Origin of the sequence: Exiguobacterium sp. s152, assembly GCF_018618335.1 — a bacterium.
GTDB lineage: Bacteria > Bacillota > Bacilli > Exiguobacteriales > Exiguobacteriaceae > Exiguobacterium > Exiguobacterium chiriqhucha.
The window spans coordinates 297,328-313,925 of the sequence record NZ_JACSLX010000001.1; the positions used below are offsets into that span (position 1 = coordinate 297,328).

Sequence of the window (16,598 nt, forward strand, 5' to 3'; positions counted from 1 at the left end):
TTCAAATTAATTTTCAGAAAATATTGATTATTGAAAAATATCATGTTACTCTTAGACAAATCTTAACAAACGGAGGAGCTGGCAATGATGAAAACCCATGCGCAACACGGCCTACTGATTATTATTCGACTGAGGGACTGAAAATCGACTCGATGACCGAGACGAATTTTTGGGCCCTTGTTTCGATGGTTTCGGACGAGGCGCTCATGGTATGACCGACGCGCCTATCCCATCCGGATAGGTTTTTTTATTGGATTGACACACATAGAGGAGATGATGGAAGTGAAACAGTACGCAATGGACCGAATGATCAAAATATCAGCAGGAATGGCAAGCGCCGTCCTCGTCACGCTCGGGGTTGGACTCTTGATTGAAACGATTGGGAAGATGGCCGGCATCGAGACACTCGTCTTGATCGGGCAAGTCGCGAAATCATTGCTCGCCCCGGCACTCGGTGCCGGTGTCGCTTATCAGCTCGGCGGCAATACGCTCATTTTGTTCAGCTCGATGATTGCGGCAACCGTTGGTGGTGCGGCGCTCCAAGCGACCGAGAGCGGGCTCGTCCTCGTGCCCGGTCAACCGATCAGCGCCTTGATTGCAGCAGCGGCTGCGGTCTGGTTAGGCAAACGTGTCCTCGGGAAAACGAAATTTGATATGATGGTCGTCCCGGTCACGGCTGTCCTTGGAGGCGGCATCGTCGGAGTCGGCGCAGCAGCCGTCACGACACCGCTCATCAACTCAATCAGCGCCAGCATCACCGCTTCGGTCAATACGTCACCAATCGCGACATCACTCGTCATCGCGCTCGTATTTAGTGTCATGCTCATGTCACCTGCTTCATCGGCCGCACTCGCCATCGCGCTTCAACTCGACCCGGTCGCCAGTGCCGCCGCGTTGATCGGATGTACGGCCCAGTTCGTCGGCTTCACGCTCATGGCATATCGTCAAACAGATCCGGGCGGTTTGGTCGCCTCGTTCTTCGTCACACCGAAAGTCCAGTTCCCGAACGTCGTCAAAAATCCTCGCGTCGTCATGCCGCCTTTCATCGCGGCGATGATCAGCGCGCCGATTGCGACGCTCGTCTTCTCACTCGAAGTCCCTTATGAAATAGCGGGACTTGGGCTCAACTCATTGATTGCGCCGCTCAACATCCTTGCCGCGCAAGGAATGGACGCGTTCCTCATCTTCGTTGGAACGGGAGTCGTCCTTCCGGCCGTCATCACGCTCGTCTTGTATAAAGTGACATGCCTCGTCGGTTGGACAAAGTTTGGCGACTTGGCGCTTGAAGTCCAGTAAACTCAAAAAAGGTGTCCACACGTGGTGGACACCTTTTTAGGTTATGCGCGAACTTCCGCACCGTGCGCCGCTTGAACGGCAGTGAGAATCGCTTCATACGACGCCGTCACTTCTTCATCTTGAAGGGTGCGGGTCGGATCTTGATACTTGAGCGAGAAAGCGATTGATTTCTCATCGACTCCTACGTTCTCCCCGATATAGACATCGAACAAGGCGAGGTCAATCAAGAGCGGTCCTGCTGCCTGTTTGATGGTCGCTTCGACTTGACCGGCCGGGATGTCCCGTTTCAACACGAGCGCCAAATCACGTGTGATGGATGGGAAACGTGGGACGTCTTCATAGATGAGCTCGGCTGACTGTTGCAACACGTCCAAGTCGAGTTCGAACACGTACACTTCTTTCAATCCATACACGTCTTTGGATACGCCTGGGTGGACTTGTCCGACGTAACCGATGACACGTCCATCGATGAGCACGTTTGCGGTACGACCTGGGTGCATATCCGCAATCACGGCCGCCTCATACGTCGCTTCGACACGTAGCGCAGATAAGAGCGTCTCAACGGCTCCTTTGGCGACGAAATAGTCGACCGGGACACGCGTACCTTGTGAACGGTGATCGTACCAAAGTCCTGTCAATACGCCGGCGACGCGTTCCGTTTCACGTGGCAACGTCTCGCCTTGTTCGACATAGACGCGCCCTGTCTCATACAATCGCACGTTCGCTTGTTGACGCGACGTATTGTAACGAGCCGCCTCCAACAGACCTGGGATGAGCGATGTCCGGAGTACCGAACGCTCTTCGCTCATCGGCATTGCCAAGTTCACTTGCGTCAAGTCGGCTCCACTGAAGCGCGAGGCGTTCCCGACGCTCGTGAGCGAGTACGTGATCGCTTGCGACAACCCTGCGCCTTGGAGGACGCGACGGACGCGACGTCGCAACACGTTTTCTTTCGGGAGGTAACCTTTCGAGTGTGACGCCGGAAGGCTCGACGGAAGACTGTCATAGCCGTAGAGGCGTGCCACTTCTTCCGTGATGTCAGCCGGCAACTCCAAGTCCGGGCGACGCGACGGTACGTGGACCGTCAACGTCTCGTCCCCGGTCACATCGAGACCGAGACGTTCCAAGATGCGGACAATCGTCGCTTGCTCGAGGTCCATTCCGAGTCGATGGTTGATATAAGCGACCGAGACATCAATCGTCCGAGCCGCAGATTCTTTGTCCCCAGCGACGACGATGTCGCTAATTGTGCCACCGCTCACTTCGACGATGAGTTCGGCCGCACGGTCAAGGGCCAATTGCAACCGTTCCGGGTCGACTCCTTTTTCAAAGCGGGCACTCGAATCCGAGCGTAAACCGAGCGTACGGCTCGTCTTACGGACCGATGCCGGTGCGAAGTAGGCCGACTCGAGGATGATACTCGACGTCGTCGCATCGACTTCGGTGTTCGCCCCCCCCATGACGCCAGCGATGGCGACAGGCTGCTCGCCGTTCGTGATGACCATCATCGAGGTATCGAGCGTTCGCGTCACGTCATCGAGTGTGACGATTTCTTCCCCGTCATGCGCTTGGCGAACAGCAATCGTCGTTCCGAGTTTCGCCGTATCGAACGCATGAAGCGGTTGACCGAGCTCGAGCATGACGTAGTTCGTCACATCGACGACGTTGTTGATTGGGCGAACACCTTCTGCGATCAAGATGTTTTTCAACCATTGCGGCGAGTCACCGATGACGACGCCGTCGACACGGCGTGTCGCATAGTACGGACAGTTATCTGTCTCGAGACGAACGCTGACCGTGTTCGCGACATCTGTCGTCACGTCGGCAGTCGGTAATGTGTATGGACGCTCGAGGATGGCCGCGACTTCATGAATGATCCCATAAAGGCTCAAGCAATCCGAACGGTTCGGTGTCAATCCGAGCTCGATCACTTCATCGTCGAGGTCTAACAGGCGGATGACGTCCGCACCGACTTCGACCGGTTCGCGGAACGTGTGAATGCCGTCCTGCTCGTCTTCGCGAATTTGTTTTTTCTCGAACCCGAGTTCCTCGAGCGAGCAAATCATCCCTTGCGACTCGACGCCGCGCAGCTTCGCTTTCTTGATTTTTAGTCCTGGGAGACGAGCTCCGACCGTCGCCACGATGACGTGTTGACCGGCGGCGACGTTCGGCGCGCCACAGACGATTTGAACCGGGCTGTCCGCACCGATATCGACCGTCGTCACGTTCAATTTGTTGGCCTCAGGATGCTTCTCGCAAGCGAGGACATGCCCGACGACGAGTCCCGACAAGCCTTCCGACCGGCTGACGACGCTTTCCACTTCAATCCCGTTTTTTGTAATTAAGTCGCCGAGCGTTTGTCCGCTCAAATCGGATACATCAATATATTGATTCAACCATTTTTTTGATAATAACATGTGTGATCCCCCTTAGAATTGCTCGATGAAGCGTAAATCGTTTGTATAGAAGTGACGGATATCGTCCACCCCATGTTTTAACATCGCCATCCGTTCGACACCGATTCCGAATGCGAATCCAGACATCTTCGTCGAATCATAGCCTGCCATCTCAAGCACGCGTGGATGCACCATCCCGCTACCAAGAATCTCAATCCAGCCTGTCTTCTTACAGACGTTGCAGCCTTTGCCGCCGCACTTGAAACAAGAGATGTCGACTTCGACCGACGGCTCCGTGAACGGGAAGAAACTTGGACGGAGACGAATCTCACGCGTCTCACCGAACAACTGCTTGACGAACGATTCGAGCGTCCCTTTCAAATCGGCCATCGAGATATGCTCATCGATGACGAGCCCTTCGATTTGCATGAACTGATGCGAGTGCGTCGCGTCATCCTCATCGCGACGGTACACTTTACCCGGACAGATGATGCGAATTGGTTTCCCTTCGGCTTGGAGCATCGTCCGCGCCTGGACAGGAGACGTATGTGTCCGGAGAAGCGTCTCGTCTGTCACATAGAACGAATCCTGCATATCGCGGGCCGGATGATCTTTCGGGAGGTTGAGCATCTCGAAATTGTATAAATCCGTCTCGACTTCCGGACCTTCGGCAATCGTGTAGCCGAGACCGACGAATAAGTCTTCCATCTCATCGATGATCTGTTGAAGCAAGTGGGTGTGTCCTGGCAGAGACGTCCGACCCGGGAGCGTGACATCAATCGTTTCCGCCGCAAGTTTCGCTTCGAGTTCGACTGCCTTCACTTCCTCGATTCGTGCCTCTAACGTGTCTTGGATTGTCGTCCGGACCGTGTTGACGAGTTCACCGACGGCAGGTCGTTCTTCAGGTGAGAGTTTCCCCATCCCGCGGAGCACCTCGGTCATCGGCCCCTTTTTTCCTAAATATTTGATGCGGATATCGTTCAACTCTTTTTGTGACGACGCCGCTTGAATCTCCTGCAACGCCTCTTGTTGTAATTGTTCCAACTGTTCTTTCATAATTTATTTCCTCCTCTACAAAAAAAGTCCCTTCAGTCGATGACTGAAGGGACGAATAATCGCGGTACCACCCTACTTGGCCGAAATCGGCCCACTTGAGAGCATCGGTATCGGGATGCTACCCCGGTGTTGTCTCCAACACGACTCGAGAGTGAATTCGGCGCCGACCAAGGCATCGGCTCGCAGTCTCGGCCCATGCTCCCTGTACTCGTTCGGTAGTTCGCGTACTATGCTCTTTCAACGTCTATCCATTATTTTGTTCGATGTAATTAACCTATCACGATTCGTCAGTGCTGACAAGGTTATTGTAGCGCGATCCGATACATGAGAATACCGGCCGCGACGGCCGCGTTCAACGATTCGGCATCGCCGAGAACCGGGATATGGACACGGGTATCACATAATTCGAGCACGTCGTGATGCACGCCTTGCGCCTCGTTGCCGATGACGAGCGCGACCTTCTCACTGAACTTGACTTGCTCGTAAGACGTCGCTTTCGCGAGCGCGGTGCCATAAATATGGAAGCCTTCGCTCTTCAATTCAGGCAACGTCTCGAGTAAATCGACCGAGCTCACATTGACGTGGAACAAGGAACCTTGTGTCGCGCGCACGACCTTGGCATTGAACGGGTCGACCGTCCCTTTACCGAGAAGGACCGTGTCAAAGCCGGCCGCGTCGGCCGTTCGAATCATCGTCCCGAGGTTACCTGGGTCTTGGATGCGATCGAGGACGAGCACATGATTCATCTTTCGTTCGACCGGGGCCATCTTGACGACAGCGAAAACACCTTGCGTTTTCTCTGTCTCTGACAATAAGTCAGCCACATGGTCGGATAGTTCGAGGACAGGCATCTCATCAAGGCGCCATGATCCTTTCGGGGTATACGACTCCCCCATAATCAGCTGGACGAGACGTCCGGCACGGATGGCCTCGTCGACCAAATGCTCGCCTTCGACCAAAAATTGTCCGGACTCTTGTCTGCCTTTTTTCGTCATCAAACGCTTTAAGCGCTTAATCGTCTCACTTTTCGTAGACGTGATTTTCGTCATATTATCCCTCTTTCAACCATTGAACCGTTTCGTGGTCGAGTCGTTTCGTGAGCGCTACGACCAAATCGACGGCTGCTTCATAATCTGCTTTGTGAATGATTGAGACATTCGTATGCAAATAACGGACCGGTACCGTGAGCGCGACGGCCGGCATCCCGACACCTGCCAAATGGAAGCGTCCAGCGTCCGTTCCACCGCCCGGCGTCAAATCCAATTGGTACTTGATGTCGTTCTCTTTCGCCACTTCGACGATCAAATCGATGAGGCGCGGGTTCGTGATGGTCGTCGCATCGAAGAAGATGACTTGAACGCCTTCCCCGAGTTTCGACAATCCTTCAGCCGGTGTCATCCCTGGTGTATCTCCTGGAATTCCCGTATCGACGGCGATGGCGACGTCCGGTTTGACCAGGTTGGCAGCCGTGACGGCACCGCGTAACCCGACTTCTTCTTGGACCGTCGCTCCTGTAAAGACGACACCCGGAACTTCGTCGTCTTTCAATCGTTTCGCCGCCTCGATGGCGATGGCACAACCGATTCGGTTATCCCACGCTTTGGCCATCAAGAAGTCTTCATTTTTCATGACCGTGAACTCACAGTGCGGGACGACCGTATCGCCCGGGCGAATGCCCCACTCCGCGATTTGATCTTTCGACGTCGCACCGATATCGAGGAACATGTCTTTAATCTCGACAGGTTTCTTGCGCGCCTCGAGCGGAAGCACGTGCGGCGGTTTCGCACCGATGACTCCAGGGATTTTTTCGCCCGAGCGTGTGACGACGTCCATGCGTTGCGCGAGCAATACTTGATTCCACCAGCCACCGAGCGCTTGGAAACGTAAGAAGCCACCTTCTTCGATTCGTGTCACCATGAAGCCGACTTCATCCATATGGCCGGCAATCATGACACGTGGGCCGTCTGCCTTGCCCGTCACCCGTCCAAACAGACTGCCTAGTCCGTCTTGTTCGAACGCTTCCACGTGAGGCTCCAAGTATTCGCGCATCAATGAGCGGACTTCTCCTTCATTTCCCGGGACACCGGTGGCATCCGTCAAGCGTTTAAGCATATGTAATGATTCGTTCATGGGACATCGCTCCTTCGTTTCGATTAGTAACCTTGATTTTGTCGCTCATGGTTCTTTTCATTTTTTGCCATATACGCCATCACCATCAACTCTTCGTTGATGCCGAGCGTATAGCCAAGTTCGAGATAAGCCGCCATCAGCGTCTCGTACATCGGTTCCGTCTTCGACAAACCAAAGTTCGTCACTTTGCGGAACACGTCTAAAAAAGCGTCAGTCGCATCAAGATACGAGCTACCTGTTGGGAACGAATCGCGTTCATACCCGAGGGCAAGACCGAGCGACAATAAGAAATGAATGCCGTCGACATACTCTTCTAAGATCACGTCTTGAGGCGACGGGCCCTTCGTTGACCAAAATTTAAAACTACGGGTCTCATTGGCGAGTTCACCAAGTTCGACGAGCAAAGCGAGCAGCCGCTCATCAAATTGGTTCCCGGATAGTTGATGTTCTTCTTTGATCCGCTCATCTAATTCACGCTGCCGATCAAATAATGTTGTCCAGTTCACCGGTTGCTCCTCCTATTCTGCATTCAAAGCAGTACTAAAATCATTAAAGACCAGCCGACTGCCAAAATCAATACTTGTATTTGAACGCTTTTTGGGGCATGAACCGCCTTTTTCCGCGTCAAATGAAGTCCGAACAGAGCACCGATCGCACCGCCGGCATAAGCATATAAGACGTTGAAATCACCTTCGCCGAGCGTGTAACGTTTCGCCTGCACGTATGTATAGACGTTCAAGACGATGAGTGCCAACGCGACGATGGCCAAGACAGATGGATTCATAGTCCGCCCTCCTTATCTTAAGTTTAAGGAATTAATCAGAAAAAAGAAAGCGCCGAGATAAGGTCTCGGCGCTGTCGATTGAACGATTACGCGTTCAATTTTGATTTAGCTGTATCAGCAAGTGACGCGAATGCCTGTGCATCTGTCACAGCAAGCTCAGCAAGCATCTTACGGTTGATGTCGATTCCTGCAAGCTTGAGGCCGTGCATCATACGACTGTATGAAAGACCGTTTGTACGTGCTGCCGCATTGATACGTGTAATCCAAAGACGACGGAAATCACGTTTCTTCTGACGACGGTCACGGTAAGCGTACATGAGTGACTTCATGACTTGTTGTTTTGCTACTTTAAATAGAATGTGTTTCGAGCCAAAATAACCTTTGGCAAGCTTGATTTGCTTTTTACGACGTTGACGAGTCGTATAACCGCCTTTTACGCGTGGCATATGGTTTCCCTCCTAAATTCTTTCTGTATTACTTCGCGATCATGTTGCGAATGCGTTTGAAGTCTCCAGCTGAGACGATAGCACCTTTACGGAGCTTACGTTTCGCTTTAGTCGATTTGTTACCAAACAAGTGACTTGTGTAAGCGTGTGAACGCTTGAGTTTACCTGATGCAGTACGTTTGAAACGTTTAGAAGCACCACGGTGCGATTTCATTTTCGGCATGAGTATTTCCTCCCCACTATGACTCGATGATTAATCTTCTTTCTTCGGAGCCAGCACTAAGAACATGCTGCGTCCTTCCATCTTCGGCTTTTGCTCAACTGTTGCCAAGTCGGCACATTCCGCCGCCAATTTTTCCATGACGCGTCGGCCGATTTCCGAGTGTGTGATGGCGCGTCCGCGGAAACGGATCGACGCTTTCACTTTGTTACCATTTTCAAGGAATTTGCGAGCGTTACGCAATTTCGTTTGGAAATCGTTTTCCTCGATTGTCGGGCTGAGGCGCACTTCTTTCAATTGGATGACCTTTTGGTTTTTACGCGCTTCTTTCTCCTTTTTCTGGAGTTCGAAACGGTATTTCCCATAGTCCATGATTTTAGCGACCGGTGGGTTAGCTTTGTCGGCGACCAAGACGAGATCGAGTTCAGCCTCTTCTGCTAAACGTAATGCTTCATTACGCGATTGCACACCGAGTTGTGCACCGTCCGCTCCAATTAAGCGAACTTCACGGGCACGAATGTTTTCGTTGATAAAGAGCTCTTTGCTAATGGTTAGCACCTCCATCGTGCGGTTGCACGAGTTTTAGATTGATAAGACAACATGGCAATAAAAAAAGCGTCGGCAGTTTCCCGCCCACACATCATTTCGGATACAGCAGAGACCAAGGCTCGACTGCTTCACGTACATGATGGACCTGACCGAATCTGTTCGGACGAGGTGAGAAGCGGGCGCTTCTGCTTTGTTGTATTTAATCACTATGTCATCTTAACACCAATAGGATTAAGATGTCAAGAATTCGCGCATGAATAATTGGTAGCTCACACTTTTATGATGATAACAGTCATTTCGCTGTTTCGCAATACCTTTTCCAAGGGAATAAAATAAAAAAGGAGGGATGGACCGTGTCTTGGAGAAAGCAAGTGAAAGACGACCATGATTATCATGACCAAATCAAACACATCGTACAAGAGACGATGCGCCACCATGAGGTGAGTGATGCCAAGCTCGAAGCGATTTTGACGGACTTATTAGAAGAAATGAACCGAATCACATTGAAGATTGTCGACGACCATGAGTCCGCTCGCGACTATATCCATAAACGATGGTATTGAAAAAAGGGCGCTCGCCCTTTTTTCAATACCATTTGTCACGTGGTCAATGTAAATCAATTCGTCAACGACTTGAAGAAGTTGCTGAGTGCATCGAACAAGCGGGCGAAGAAACCTTGGACTTCCTCGGTCTCGAGGAACGCCTGGACGTCTTGTCCGGCACCTTGCAGCCCGTTGCTGATTGCGCCCCAGTCTAGGTTCGCTTGTTGCATGTTTTCAAACAGCGTCGTCAATTGCGTTAACTGCGTATCAGACAATTGGACATTGTTTTGATTCAACACTTGGATGACGATATCGCGAATCTCAATGTTCGTCTCCGGTGCCTTGTTCGCAATCTCAGCTTTGATCTCGTTCATGAGACCGGCCACATCCTCTTGACCGACTGTCTTCCCGATTTCAGACGTGACAGCTAGTTCTTCCTGCGCCAAGTCTTTCCGCTCTTCGGACAATTGGATTCCTGTCTCTTCCGCTGTCTGATCGTACGCTTTCATGATGCCCGTCAAGGCCGACGTCCCGGTGACACGAATCGGAGATGTGATGTAAATGTCGGCATCGGTGACACCAGCGGTCACGAGTGCGTTCGCATACATATCTTCGGTGACCCACGTCACGTTCTCCGTTTTGATATCGAGTCCAGTCCCGTCAGTCAGTTTGATACGGGCTGATGAATACATACCTCCGCCGCGCTGTGCTTGTGGGACGGCATCCCCTAAGTACTTATCTTCATCGGCCGCGGTCGTGATGATCGGTTCAATCCCAGCCGGTGCCTCAACTCGTTCGAGCACCCAATCCCGTTGGCTGGCTGATAATGATTCACCGAGTGTGACAATCGTGTCATCGACGATGGCTTCTGCGTTTACTTTTGGAATCATGCTTGTCGCGACGACCGAACCGATCGTCAACGCCACTAATGGTTTCATATAATTCAAAATGAATCACTCCTTTCTTCTACCTTACGTTTCCATCACTCGTTCCGCATCCGTCTTGAGACCGAAAAAACGACCACCCTTCCGGCGAAGGATGGTCGACCGATTAACGTGAACGGTTCGCGATTTCTTCTGTGAGGGATGCCAAGAACGCATCGAGTGTGGCCGATACTTGTTCTTGCTGTCCGTAGCGGCGGATGTTGACCGCACGCTCATCGCGCTCTTTATCACCGAGGACGAGTGTCATCGGAATCTTCTTCATCTGTGCTTCTCGGATCTTATAGCCGAGCTTCTCGTCACGGAGGTCCGTTTCGACACGGACACCGCGCTTGACGAGCTCTGCCTTCACTTCTGCGACATATTCGTCGTGAACGTGCGAAACAGGAATCAATTTGACTTGAACCGGGGCGAGCCATGTCGGGAACGCTCCTTTATACTCTTCGATCAAGTAAGCGACAAAACGCTCCATCGTCGAGACGACACCACGGTGAAGGACGATCGGGCGATGGTCTTTGCCGTCTGGTCCTGTGTACGTCAAGTCGAATCGCTCAGGGAGCAAGAAGTCGAGTTGGACCGTCGACAACGTCTCCTCTTTGCCGAGCGCCGTCCGGACTTGGACGTCAAGCTTCGGTCCGTAGAACGCCGCTTCGCCTTCCGCTTCGAAATACGGGAGACCGAGCTCATCCATCGTCTCTTTCAATTGACGTTGGGCTGTTTCCCAAATCGCATCGTTGTCGAAGTACTTCTCTTTATCGGCCGGGTCACGGTACGACAAGCGGAAGCGATAATCCTTGATGCCAAAGTCGGCATACACTTCTTGAATCAAATGGACGATATCTTTGAACTCTTGCTTCATCTGCTCAGGTGTGACGAACGTATGCCCGTCGTTTAACACCATGTAACGGACGCGTTGGAGGCCTGTGAGCGCCCCTGACATCTCGTAACGGTGCATACCGCCGAGCTCGGCGATGCGAAGCGGGAGTTCGCGGTATGAGCGCGGCTCATGTTTATAGATCGTCATGTGGTGAGGACAGTTCATCGGACGAAGGACGAGTTCTTCGTTGTCCATCTCCATTTTCGGGAACATATCGTCTTGATAGTGATCCCAGTGACCCGATGTCTTATACAGGTCGACCGAACCGAGGACCGGTGTGTAGACGTGCTGATACCCGAGCTCGAGCTCTTTGTCGACGATATAACGTTCGACCGTACGACGAATCGAGGCACCTTTCGGGAGCCACATCGGCAAACCCTGGCCGACTTCTTGCGACACGAAGAAGAGATCGAGTTCTTTCCCGAGCTTGCGGTGATCGCGCTCTTTCGCTTCCTCTAGCAGACGCAAGTGTTCCGCGAGTTGCTCTTTCGTCGCGAATGCCGTTCCATAAATCCGTTGGAGCATTTTGTTATCCGAGTCGCCGCGCCAGTATGCGCCAGCCACACTCATCAACTTGAACACTTTCAATTTCGATGTCGACGGGACGTGCGGTCCGCGGCACAAGTCGAAGAATTCGCCTTGATGGTAAATCGTAAGCGTCTCGCTCGCCGGGATATCTTCAATCAATTCGATTTTGAGCGGGTCTCCGAGCTGTTTATAGCGCTCGAGCGCTTCGTCGCGCGAGACGACTTCGCGAGTGATGTCCAAGTTCTCATCGACGATTCGTTTCATCATCTTCTCGATTTCTGGAAGGTCTTCCTCGTTGATGCGGCGGTCCATCTCGATATCATAATAGAACCCGTTCTCGATTGTTGGTCCGATGCCGAGGTAGATGCTACCTTCTTCGCCGTACAACCGTTTGATGGCTTGGGCCATCAAGTGGGCTGACGAGTGGCGCATCAAATCGATGCCGTCTTCTGAGTCAGGCATGACGAGCTCGATTTTGCCGTCCTGTTCAATCGGACGACGGTAATCGATCATCTCACCGTCGATTTTTGCCGCGATTGCTTTTTTACGAAGCCCTGGACTGATTGAACCTGCTACTTCTTCTGCTGTGATTCCGGCCTCAAACTCTTTGACGGCCCCATCTGGAAATGTCAATTGAATCATGTGTCAACTTCCCCTCTCTACATTTAAAAATAAATAAAAAAAGCCCATCCCTATGAAAGGGACGAGCTTTGATTCTCGTGGTACCACCCTCGTTCCCAAGCAATCCGCTTGGCTCGAACACACGATAACGAGTGTGAATCGCCGCACGATTGACCCGTACGGTGCTCGGAGGGAGTAAGGCGATCGGCGTGTTTAGGAAGCTCTCACCAGCCTTCCCTCGCTTTGAAACCCGTTACGACGTCTCATGTCCTCTTCAATGCATCGGTTATATGCTTATTAGTATAGTCAACTCGTTCCAGAAATACAATCCCTTTACCGCCGTCGATTCTCACCTTTTAACTCAATTTGCGTCGTCGTCGTCGAGATGCGCTGCATAAGCCGCTGCGCCTTCATTTTGTTCTGTGGCGAACCGTCGATTGAGAAGTGGGTCTCGAGCTCTTCTCCGCTAAAGTTCGAGCTGTAAAGCGTCGGCAAGCGATGCATCATGCGATACTGTAAAATGATCCCGAACAGTTCATCCCGTACCCACGGACTGATTGCCTCGGCCCCGATGTCATCAATCAATAGCACCGGCACGTGTTGGAATGACGTCAAAAACGAATCGAACGAGTCGGTCCGGATTTTCCGTTTTGCTTCCGAGACGAATCCCGGGGCGTGGACAAGGATCGTCTCGATGTCCGCCACTTTCAGCTCATTAGCAATCGCCGCGAGCAAGTACGTCTTCCCGACGCCGAAGCTACCGTGAAGGTATAAACCGTTCACTTTTTGGCGAGTCTTCATGCCTGAGACGAACCGCATCGATTCACGGAGTGCGATTTTACGGGCGTCATCGGACCAGTCGAATGATTCAAAGCTCGCCTCTCGCACTTCCTCCGGCAAGAATAGACTCTTGAACTTCCGGTCCATCTCTTTTTGGCGCCGTGCTTGACGATGCTTCACCGTCTCTTCATAACGGATTGCGATTTGACCGAGGTCGACATAGAGCACCGGCTGATGGCCCGGGATGACGGCTTGCTCCTCGACGAGCTTCTTACCGTCCATCTGTTCCGCATATTCACTGAGCTTCGTAAAGCCGACTTCGACCGCCGTCTCGTCTAACTCCGGATGCGCCTTTAAAAAAGCGACGACTTCTGGATGTTCGAGGGTGCGCCGGCGAATCGATTCGTACGCTTCCCGCACTTCTTTCCGGTTCATCATTTGGGCGAGCGTTTGATTGATGCGTTCCATGTCTCTCATCCTTTCTCTTTCAATTCATTCAACAGCTTAACGAGTTCCGCGTCGTCTGGGACCGATGCCTCGAGCTCTTGTTTTCGTTTTTGATCGTACGTCCGTTGCTCTTTCGCCTCGTCTTCGAGCCATTTCGGCATCTCGGTCTTGTCTTTGCGTCTCGAGCCGACGGTCGTCCGCTGTTGCACATTTTCCCGTTTCTGCTGTTTCTTCTCGATGAGCGCATCTTGTGTCGCTTCTTGTTCCAACGCGTCTTTGGCGTTTAAATAGCCCGCCGTCTTCCAACTCGTCGCGATCCGCATGACATAGTTCTCACTGAGCCGCGTCTGCTTCTTCACTTCGATACAGTAATAGAACAATGCATTGATGACACTTGGTGCGAGCCCGAGCGTATCGACGAGATCGATAATGAGTTGCTCATCACTCTTCGACAGTTGTGGCGTCTTCCGTAACGTCGACACGTATTGATGCGGATGCGCTTCTTCCATGACCGTCACGTCATGCAAATCACCGATTTCTGCTTTTACCGTCTCGTCCAACTTCACTTTCCGATGTCGCGTTTGTTTCTTCTTCAACTGCAACACCATTTGGCGGCAGCCGTCGCGTTTCTCTTGCTCGCTGAGTGGTAGATACGCCTCGTGGACGAAATACTCCTTCAACATCTCGGCCATCGTCTCTTCATCGATTTGTGAGACGTAGGCAAGCTTCGTGATCGTCTCATCGAGCTTCTTCGTGAAAAAGCCGACGGGGAAGTTCGTCAGTTTTTTGACGATTTCCATATCGAACGTATAGTTGATCTCGATTTTGGCGCGGTCGGGTTTCTCGTAGTTCTTTTGGGTGAACGCCATGTGATTGACACCTTTGACGTCGAACACTTCATTAAAGTCTTTCGTCACCTCGATAATCCCGGCCGGCAATGGATCGATCGTGAATCGTCCTTGCAACTGTTTGAAGCGCACTTCCCCGACTTTATAGAAAAGAAAACTCGACAACAGTCCGTCGTTCAAGAACGTATGGGGTGCGAGCGGGACACGCAATTGATATACGTACTGAGTCAAACGCTCGTCTTTCGTCTTATACGTCCGGACGAGACCAATCGCCTCGAGCCGAAACAGACAGTCCGTCAGCTCGTTAATCGAGTAATCTAGCATTTCACAGAGCGCGCTGTGCGACATATAATTCGATTTCATCTTCCCGGGCTTCAGCTCGCTCCAAAGCGTCTGATACATCGCAAGTGCCTTCACACCGATGACCGGCTGATATAAGTGGTACAACGACTGATACGACTCGCGATCGATGAGCCCAGTGCTCATAATCAACAGTTCGTCAGTCCCGTACAAGATTCGTTCTTTTTCCATGATAGGTCTCCCCTGAAAAAAGGCGACCAGCAGGCCGCCCCTCTAGTTGGTCGATTTTTCTTGCTTCATTAAATCTTCAAGTTCTTTAAAGAACACAGAGATATCTTTGAACTGGCGATAGACGGACGCGAAGCGGACGTAGGCAACTTCATCGACACGTGCCAATTCATTCATCACGAGCTCACCGACTTGCTCACTCGGAATCTCGGACTGACCGAGCGCGCGTAACTGTTGTTCGACTTTCGTGACCACGCCTTCGAGTTGCTCTAGCGTGACCGGTCGTTTTTCGCACGCCCGAATAATCCCGCGAAGTACTTTCTCCCGGCTGAACTCTTCCCGATTCCCGTCTTTTTTAACGATGATGAGCGGGGTCTGTTCGACCGTTTCAAACGTGGTGAAGCGATAGCCGCACTCCTCGCATTCGCGACGGCGACGAATCGAATAGAAATCTTGTACTGGTCGGGAGTCGAGCACTCTCGTTCCATTATGATCGCATTTAGGACAACGCATGCTCAGCCCTCCTTATCGTTCAACAGATTGATTCCCGATGGCGCGGAGCGGGAACTTCACTTGTAGCGCCTCATAGTATGCGGTGACGATTTGACCAAGGTCCGGTCCGAGCATCTGGTCACGGTTCAACGTGAAGTCGACAGCCGTGCGTCCGCCATCCACTTGAATGACTGTCGCCAGTGCATCCCAGCCGTCACCGTAAAACGCCACTTCGCCCCGGTCTGCATCGACCCGGCGAACCGTTTGTCCTTGTGCTTCAATCCGTTCGCGGAGCCATGTGAGCACGGCGGTCGGCGATGCTGCTACGTAACGTGTGCGTAGCGCCTCATTTTTATGCAAATCGTCCGTCTGGACATGTGTTTGAAACTTATCCAATAATCCCATTATCCACCTCGACACCTTATTTATATAGGTTAAGCATATCAAAATTAAGCGGTTAACAAAACAATTAAAAGGGCTGACCGAAATTCGGCCAGCCTCAAAAGGTCAATCTGATTATTTGCTGATTGCAACTTGTGCTTCCGGAACACGAATCGGCCCCATTCCGCGATCAAGTTTAACGTCCTCACGAACTTTTGCTTCCAAGCCTTCCGCGATGTACTGCGAAGCTGTGGCCGGATCAATTCGGTCCCCACATGTGAACACATCGACTGATGCGTAGCCATGCTCTGGGAAACTGTGAATCGTTAAGTGTGATTCTGAGATGATAACGACTCCACTTACACCGTGTGGCGCAAATTTGTGGAAAGCGACTTCGCGGACTTCAGCGCCCGAACGAAGTGCTGCATCGACGAACAAGCGCTCGATGTAGTCAATATCGTTCAATTTGTCGGGATTGCACTCCCAAAGTTCTGTAATAATGTGACGTCCCATAGTATCCATATTAGTGGATCCCCCTTTACATCAATGGTCTCAAAGTAGTTGATGATCACTCACTTTGTGCCTGAATCGCCCACAACCACGGGGGCAAGTTAGTCCAAAGAGGTCCTAACCCTTTAAGTTGCGTTTGTCAGACCAATTGAAGTTCACGAGTTAGAGTGTATCGCGTTTGGGACGTCGATACAAGACATTTGTTTCAATTCCTTAAAAATATTTT

18 protein-coding genes are annotated in these 16,598 nt (G+C 51.8%); 2 read left to right on the forward strand and 16 right to left on the reverse strand.

What is annotated here, in order from left to right:
* The first annotated feature begins 273 nt into the window (after window positions 1-273).
* Entirely contained in the window at window positions 274-1,296 is a 1,023-nt protein-coding gene (locus KNP72_RS01570; RefSeq protein WP_034796886.1) for a PTS sugar transporter subunit IIC, read from the forward strand.
* A gap of 41 nt (window positions 1,297-1,337) precedes the next feature.
* On the opposite strand, the gene pheT is transcribed toward KNP72_RS01570, so the two are convergent.
* The 9 genes from pheT to infC all read right to left on the reverse strand — a co-directional run bounded on the left by pheT (window position 1,338) and on the right by infC (window position 8,892).
* Window positions 1,338-3,713, reverse strand: a complete 2,376-nt coding sequence (gene pheT / locus KNP72_RS01575; RefSeq protein ID WP_214831892.1) for a phenylalanine--tRNA ligase subunit beta — start codon at window positions 3,711-3,713, stop codon at window positions 1,338-1,340.
* A 12-nt stretch (window positions 3,714-3,725) separates the two neighbouring features.
* Window positions 3,726-4,748: a phenylalanine--tRNA ligase subunit alpha gene (pheS, locus tag KNP72_RS01580; protein WP_214717486.1), complete on the reverse strand. Its 1,023-nt coding sequence runs from the start codon at window positions 4,746-4,748 to the stop codon at window positions 3,726-3,728.
* 302 nt (window positions 4,749-5,050) lie between these two features.
* The gene (locus KNP72_RS01585; protein WP_214831894.1) at window positions 5,051-5,797 is read right to left on the reverse strand and encodes a TrmH family RNA methyltransferase; all 747 of its coding nucleotides are present in this window, start codon (window positions 5,795-5,797) and stop codon (window positions 5,051-5,053) included.
* Window position 5,798: 1 nt separating this feature from the next.
* Complete coding sequence (locus KNP72_RS01590; protein ID WP_214717491.1) at window positions 5,799-6,878, reverse strand: M42 family metallopeptidase; 1,080 nt, start codon at window positions 6,876-6,878, stop codon at window positions 5,799-5,801.
* A 23-nt stretch (window positions 6,879-6,901) separates the two neighbouring features.
* On the reverse strand, window positions 6,902-7,384 hold the full coding sequence (locus tag KNP72_RS01595) for a dUTP diphosphatase (protein WP_214831896.1): 483 nt from the start codon (window positions 7,382-7,384) through the stop codon (window positions 6,902-6,904).
* 23 nt (window positions 7,385-7,407) lie between these two features.
* Window positions 7,408-7,662 (reverse strand): hypothetical protein, encoded by a 255-nt coding sequence (locus KNP72_RS01600; protein ID WP_128122206.1) that lies wholly within the window; start codon window positions 7,660-7,662, stop codon window positions 7,408-7,410.
* 86 nt (window positions 7,663-7,748) lie between these two features.
* A complete protein-coding gene (rplT, locus tag KNP72_RS01605) occupies window positions 7,749-8,108 on the reverse strand; it encodes a 50S ribosomal protein L20 (RefSeq protein ID WP_021065642.1) in 360 nt (119 codons plus the stop codon).
* A 28-nt stretch (window positions 8,109-8,136) separates the two neighbouring features.
* Window positions 8,137-8,331 (reverse strand): 50S ribosomal protein L35, encoded by a 195-nt coding sequence (gene rpmI / locus KNP72_RS01610; RefSeq protein WP_021065641.1) that lies wholly within the window; start codon window positions 8,329-8,331, stop codon window positions 8,137-8,139.
* 30 nt (window positions 8,332-8,361) lie between these two features.
* Window positions 8,362-8,892 carry a translation initiation factor IF-3 gene (gene infC, locus KNP72_RS01615; RefSeq protein ID WP_021065640.1) on the reverse strand — a complete coding sequence of 177 codons (531 nt, stop codon included), beginning with the start codon at window positions 8,890-8,892 and terminating at the stop codon, window positions 8,362-8,364.
* 338 nt (window positions 8,893-9,230) lie between these two features.
* Between infC and KNP72_RS01620 the strand changes: the two genes are divergently transcribed.
* Window positions 9,231-9,440, forward strand: coding sequence for a hypothetical protein (locus KNP72_RS01620; RefSeq protein WP_021065639.1), 210 nt, complete (start codon window positions 9,231-9,233; stop codon window positions 9,438-9,440).
* Between the two features lie 53 nt (window positions 9,441-9,493).
* Here the strand turns inward: KNP72_RS01620 and KNP72_RS01625 are convergent, their stop codons facing one another.
* From KNP72_RS01625 to speD, 7 genes are all read right to left on the reverse strand, one after another.
* Window positions 9,494-10,357 carry a DUF1002 domain-containing protein gene (locus tag KNP72_RS01625; RefSeq protein ID WP_214718335.1) on the reverse strand — a complete coding sequence of 288 codons (864 nt, stop codon included), beginning with the start codon at window positions 10,355-10,357 and terminating at the stop codon, window positions 9,494-9,496.
* Between the two features lie 112 nt (window positions 10,358-10,469).
* Entirely contained in the window at window positions 10,470-12,407 is a 1,938-nt protein-coding gene (gene thrS / locus KNP72_RS01630) for a threonine--tRNA ligase (RefSeq protein ID WP_214717492.1), read from the reverse strand.
* A 312-nt stretch (window positions 12,408-12,719) separates the two neighbouring features.
* On the reverse strand, window positions 12,720-13,634 hold the full coding sequence (dnaI, locus tag KNP72_RS01635; RefSeq protein ID WP_021065636.1) for a primosomal protein DnaI: 915 nt from the start codon (window positions 13,632-13,634) through the stop codon (window positions 12,720-12,722).
* A gap of 5 nt (window positions 13,635-13,639) precedes the next feature.
* Window positions 13,640-14,992, reverse strand: a complete 1,353-nt coding sequence (locus KNP72_RS01640) for a DnaD domain protein (RefSeq protein ID WP_214717494.1) — start codon at window positions 14,990-14,992, stop codon at window positions 13,640-13,642.
* Between the two features lie 42 nt (window positions 14,993-15,034).
* On the reverse strand, window positions 15,035-15,502 hold the full coding sequence (gene nrdR, locus KNP72_RS01645) for a transcriptional regulator NrdR (protein WP_021065634.1): 468 nt from the start codon (window positions 15,500-15,502) through the stop codon (window positions 15,035-15,037).
* A gap of 12 nt (window positions 15,503-15,514) precedes the next feature.
* The gene (locus tag KNP72_RS01650) at window positions 15,515-15,886 is read right to left on the reverse strand and encodes a hypothetical protein (RefSeq protein WP_214717496.1); all 372 of its coding nucleotides are present in this window, start codon (window positions 15,884-15,886) and stop codon (window positions 15,515-15,517) included.
* Window positions 15,887-15,997: 111 nt separating this feature from the next.
* Entirely contained in the window at window positions 15,998-16,384 is a 387-nt protein-coding gene (speD, locus tag KNP72_RS01655; RefSeq protein WP_029595188.1) for an adenosylmethionine decarboxylase, read from the reverse strand.
* Between the last annotated feature and the right edge of the window lie 214 nt (window positions 16,385-16,598).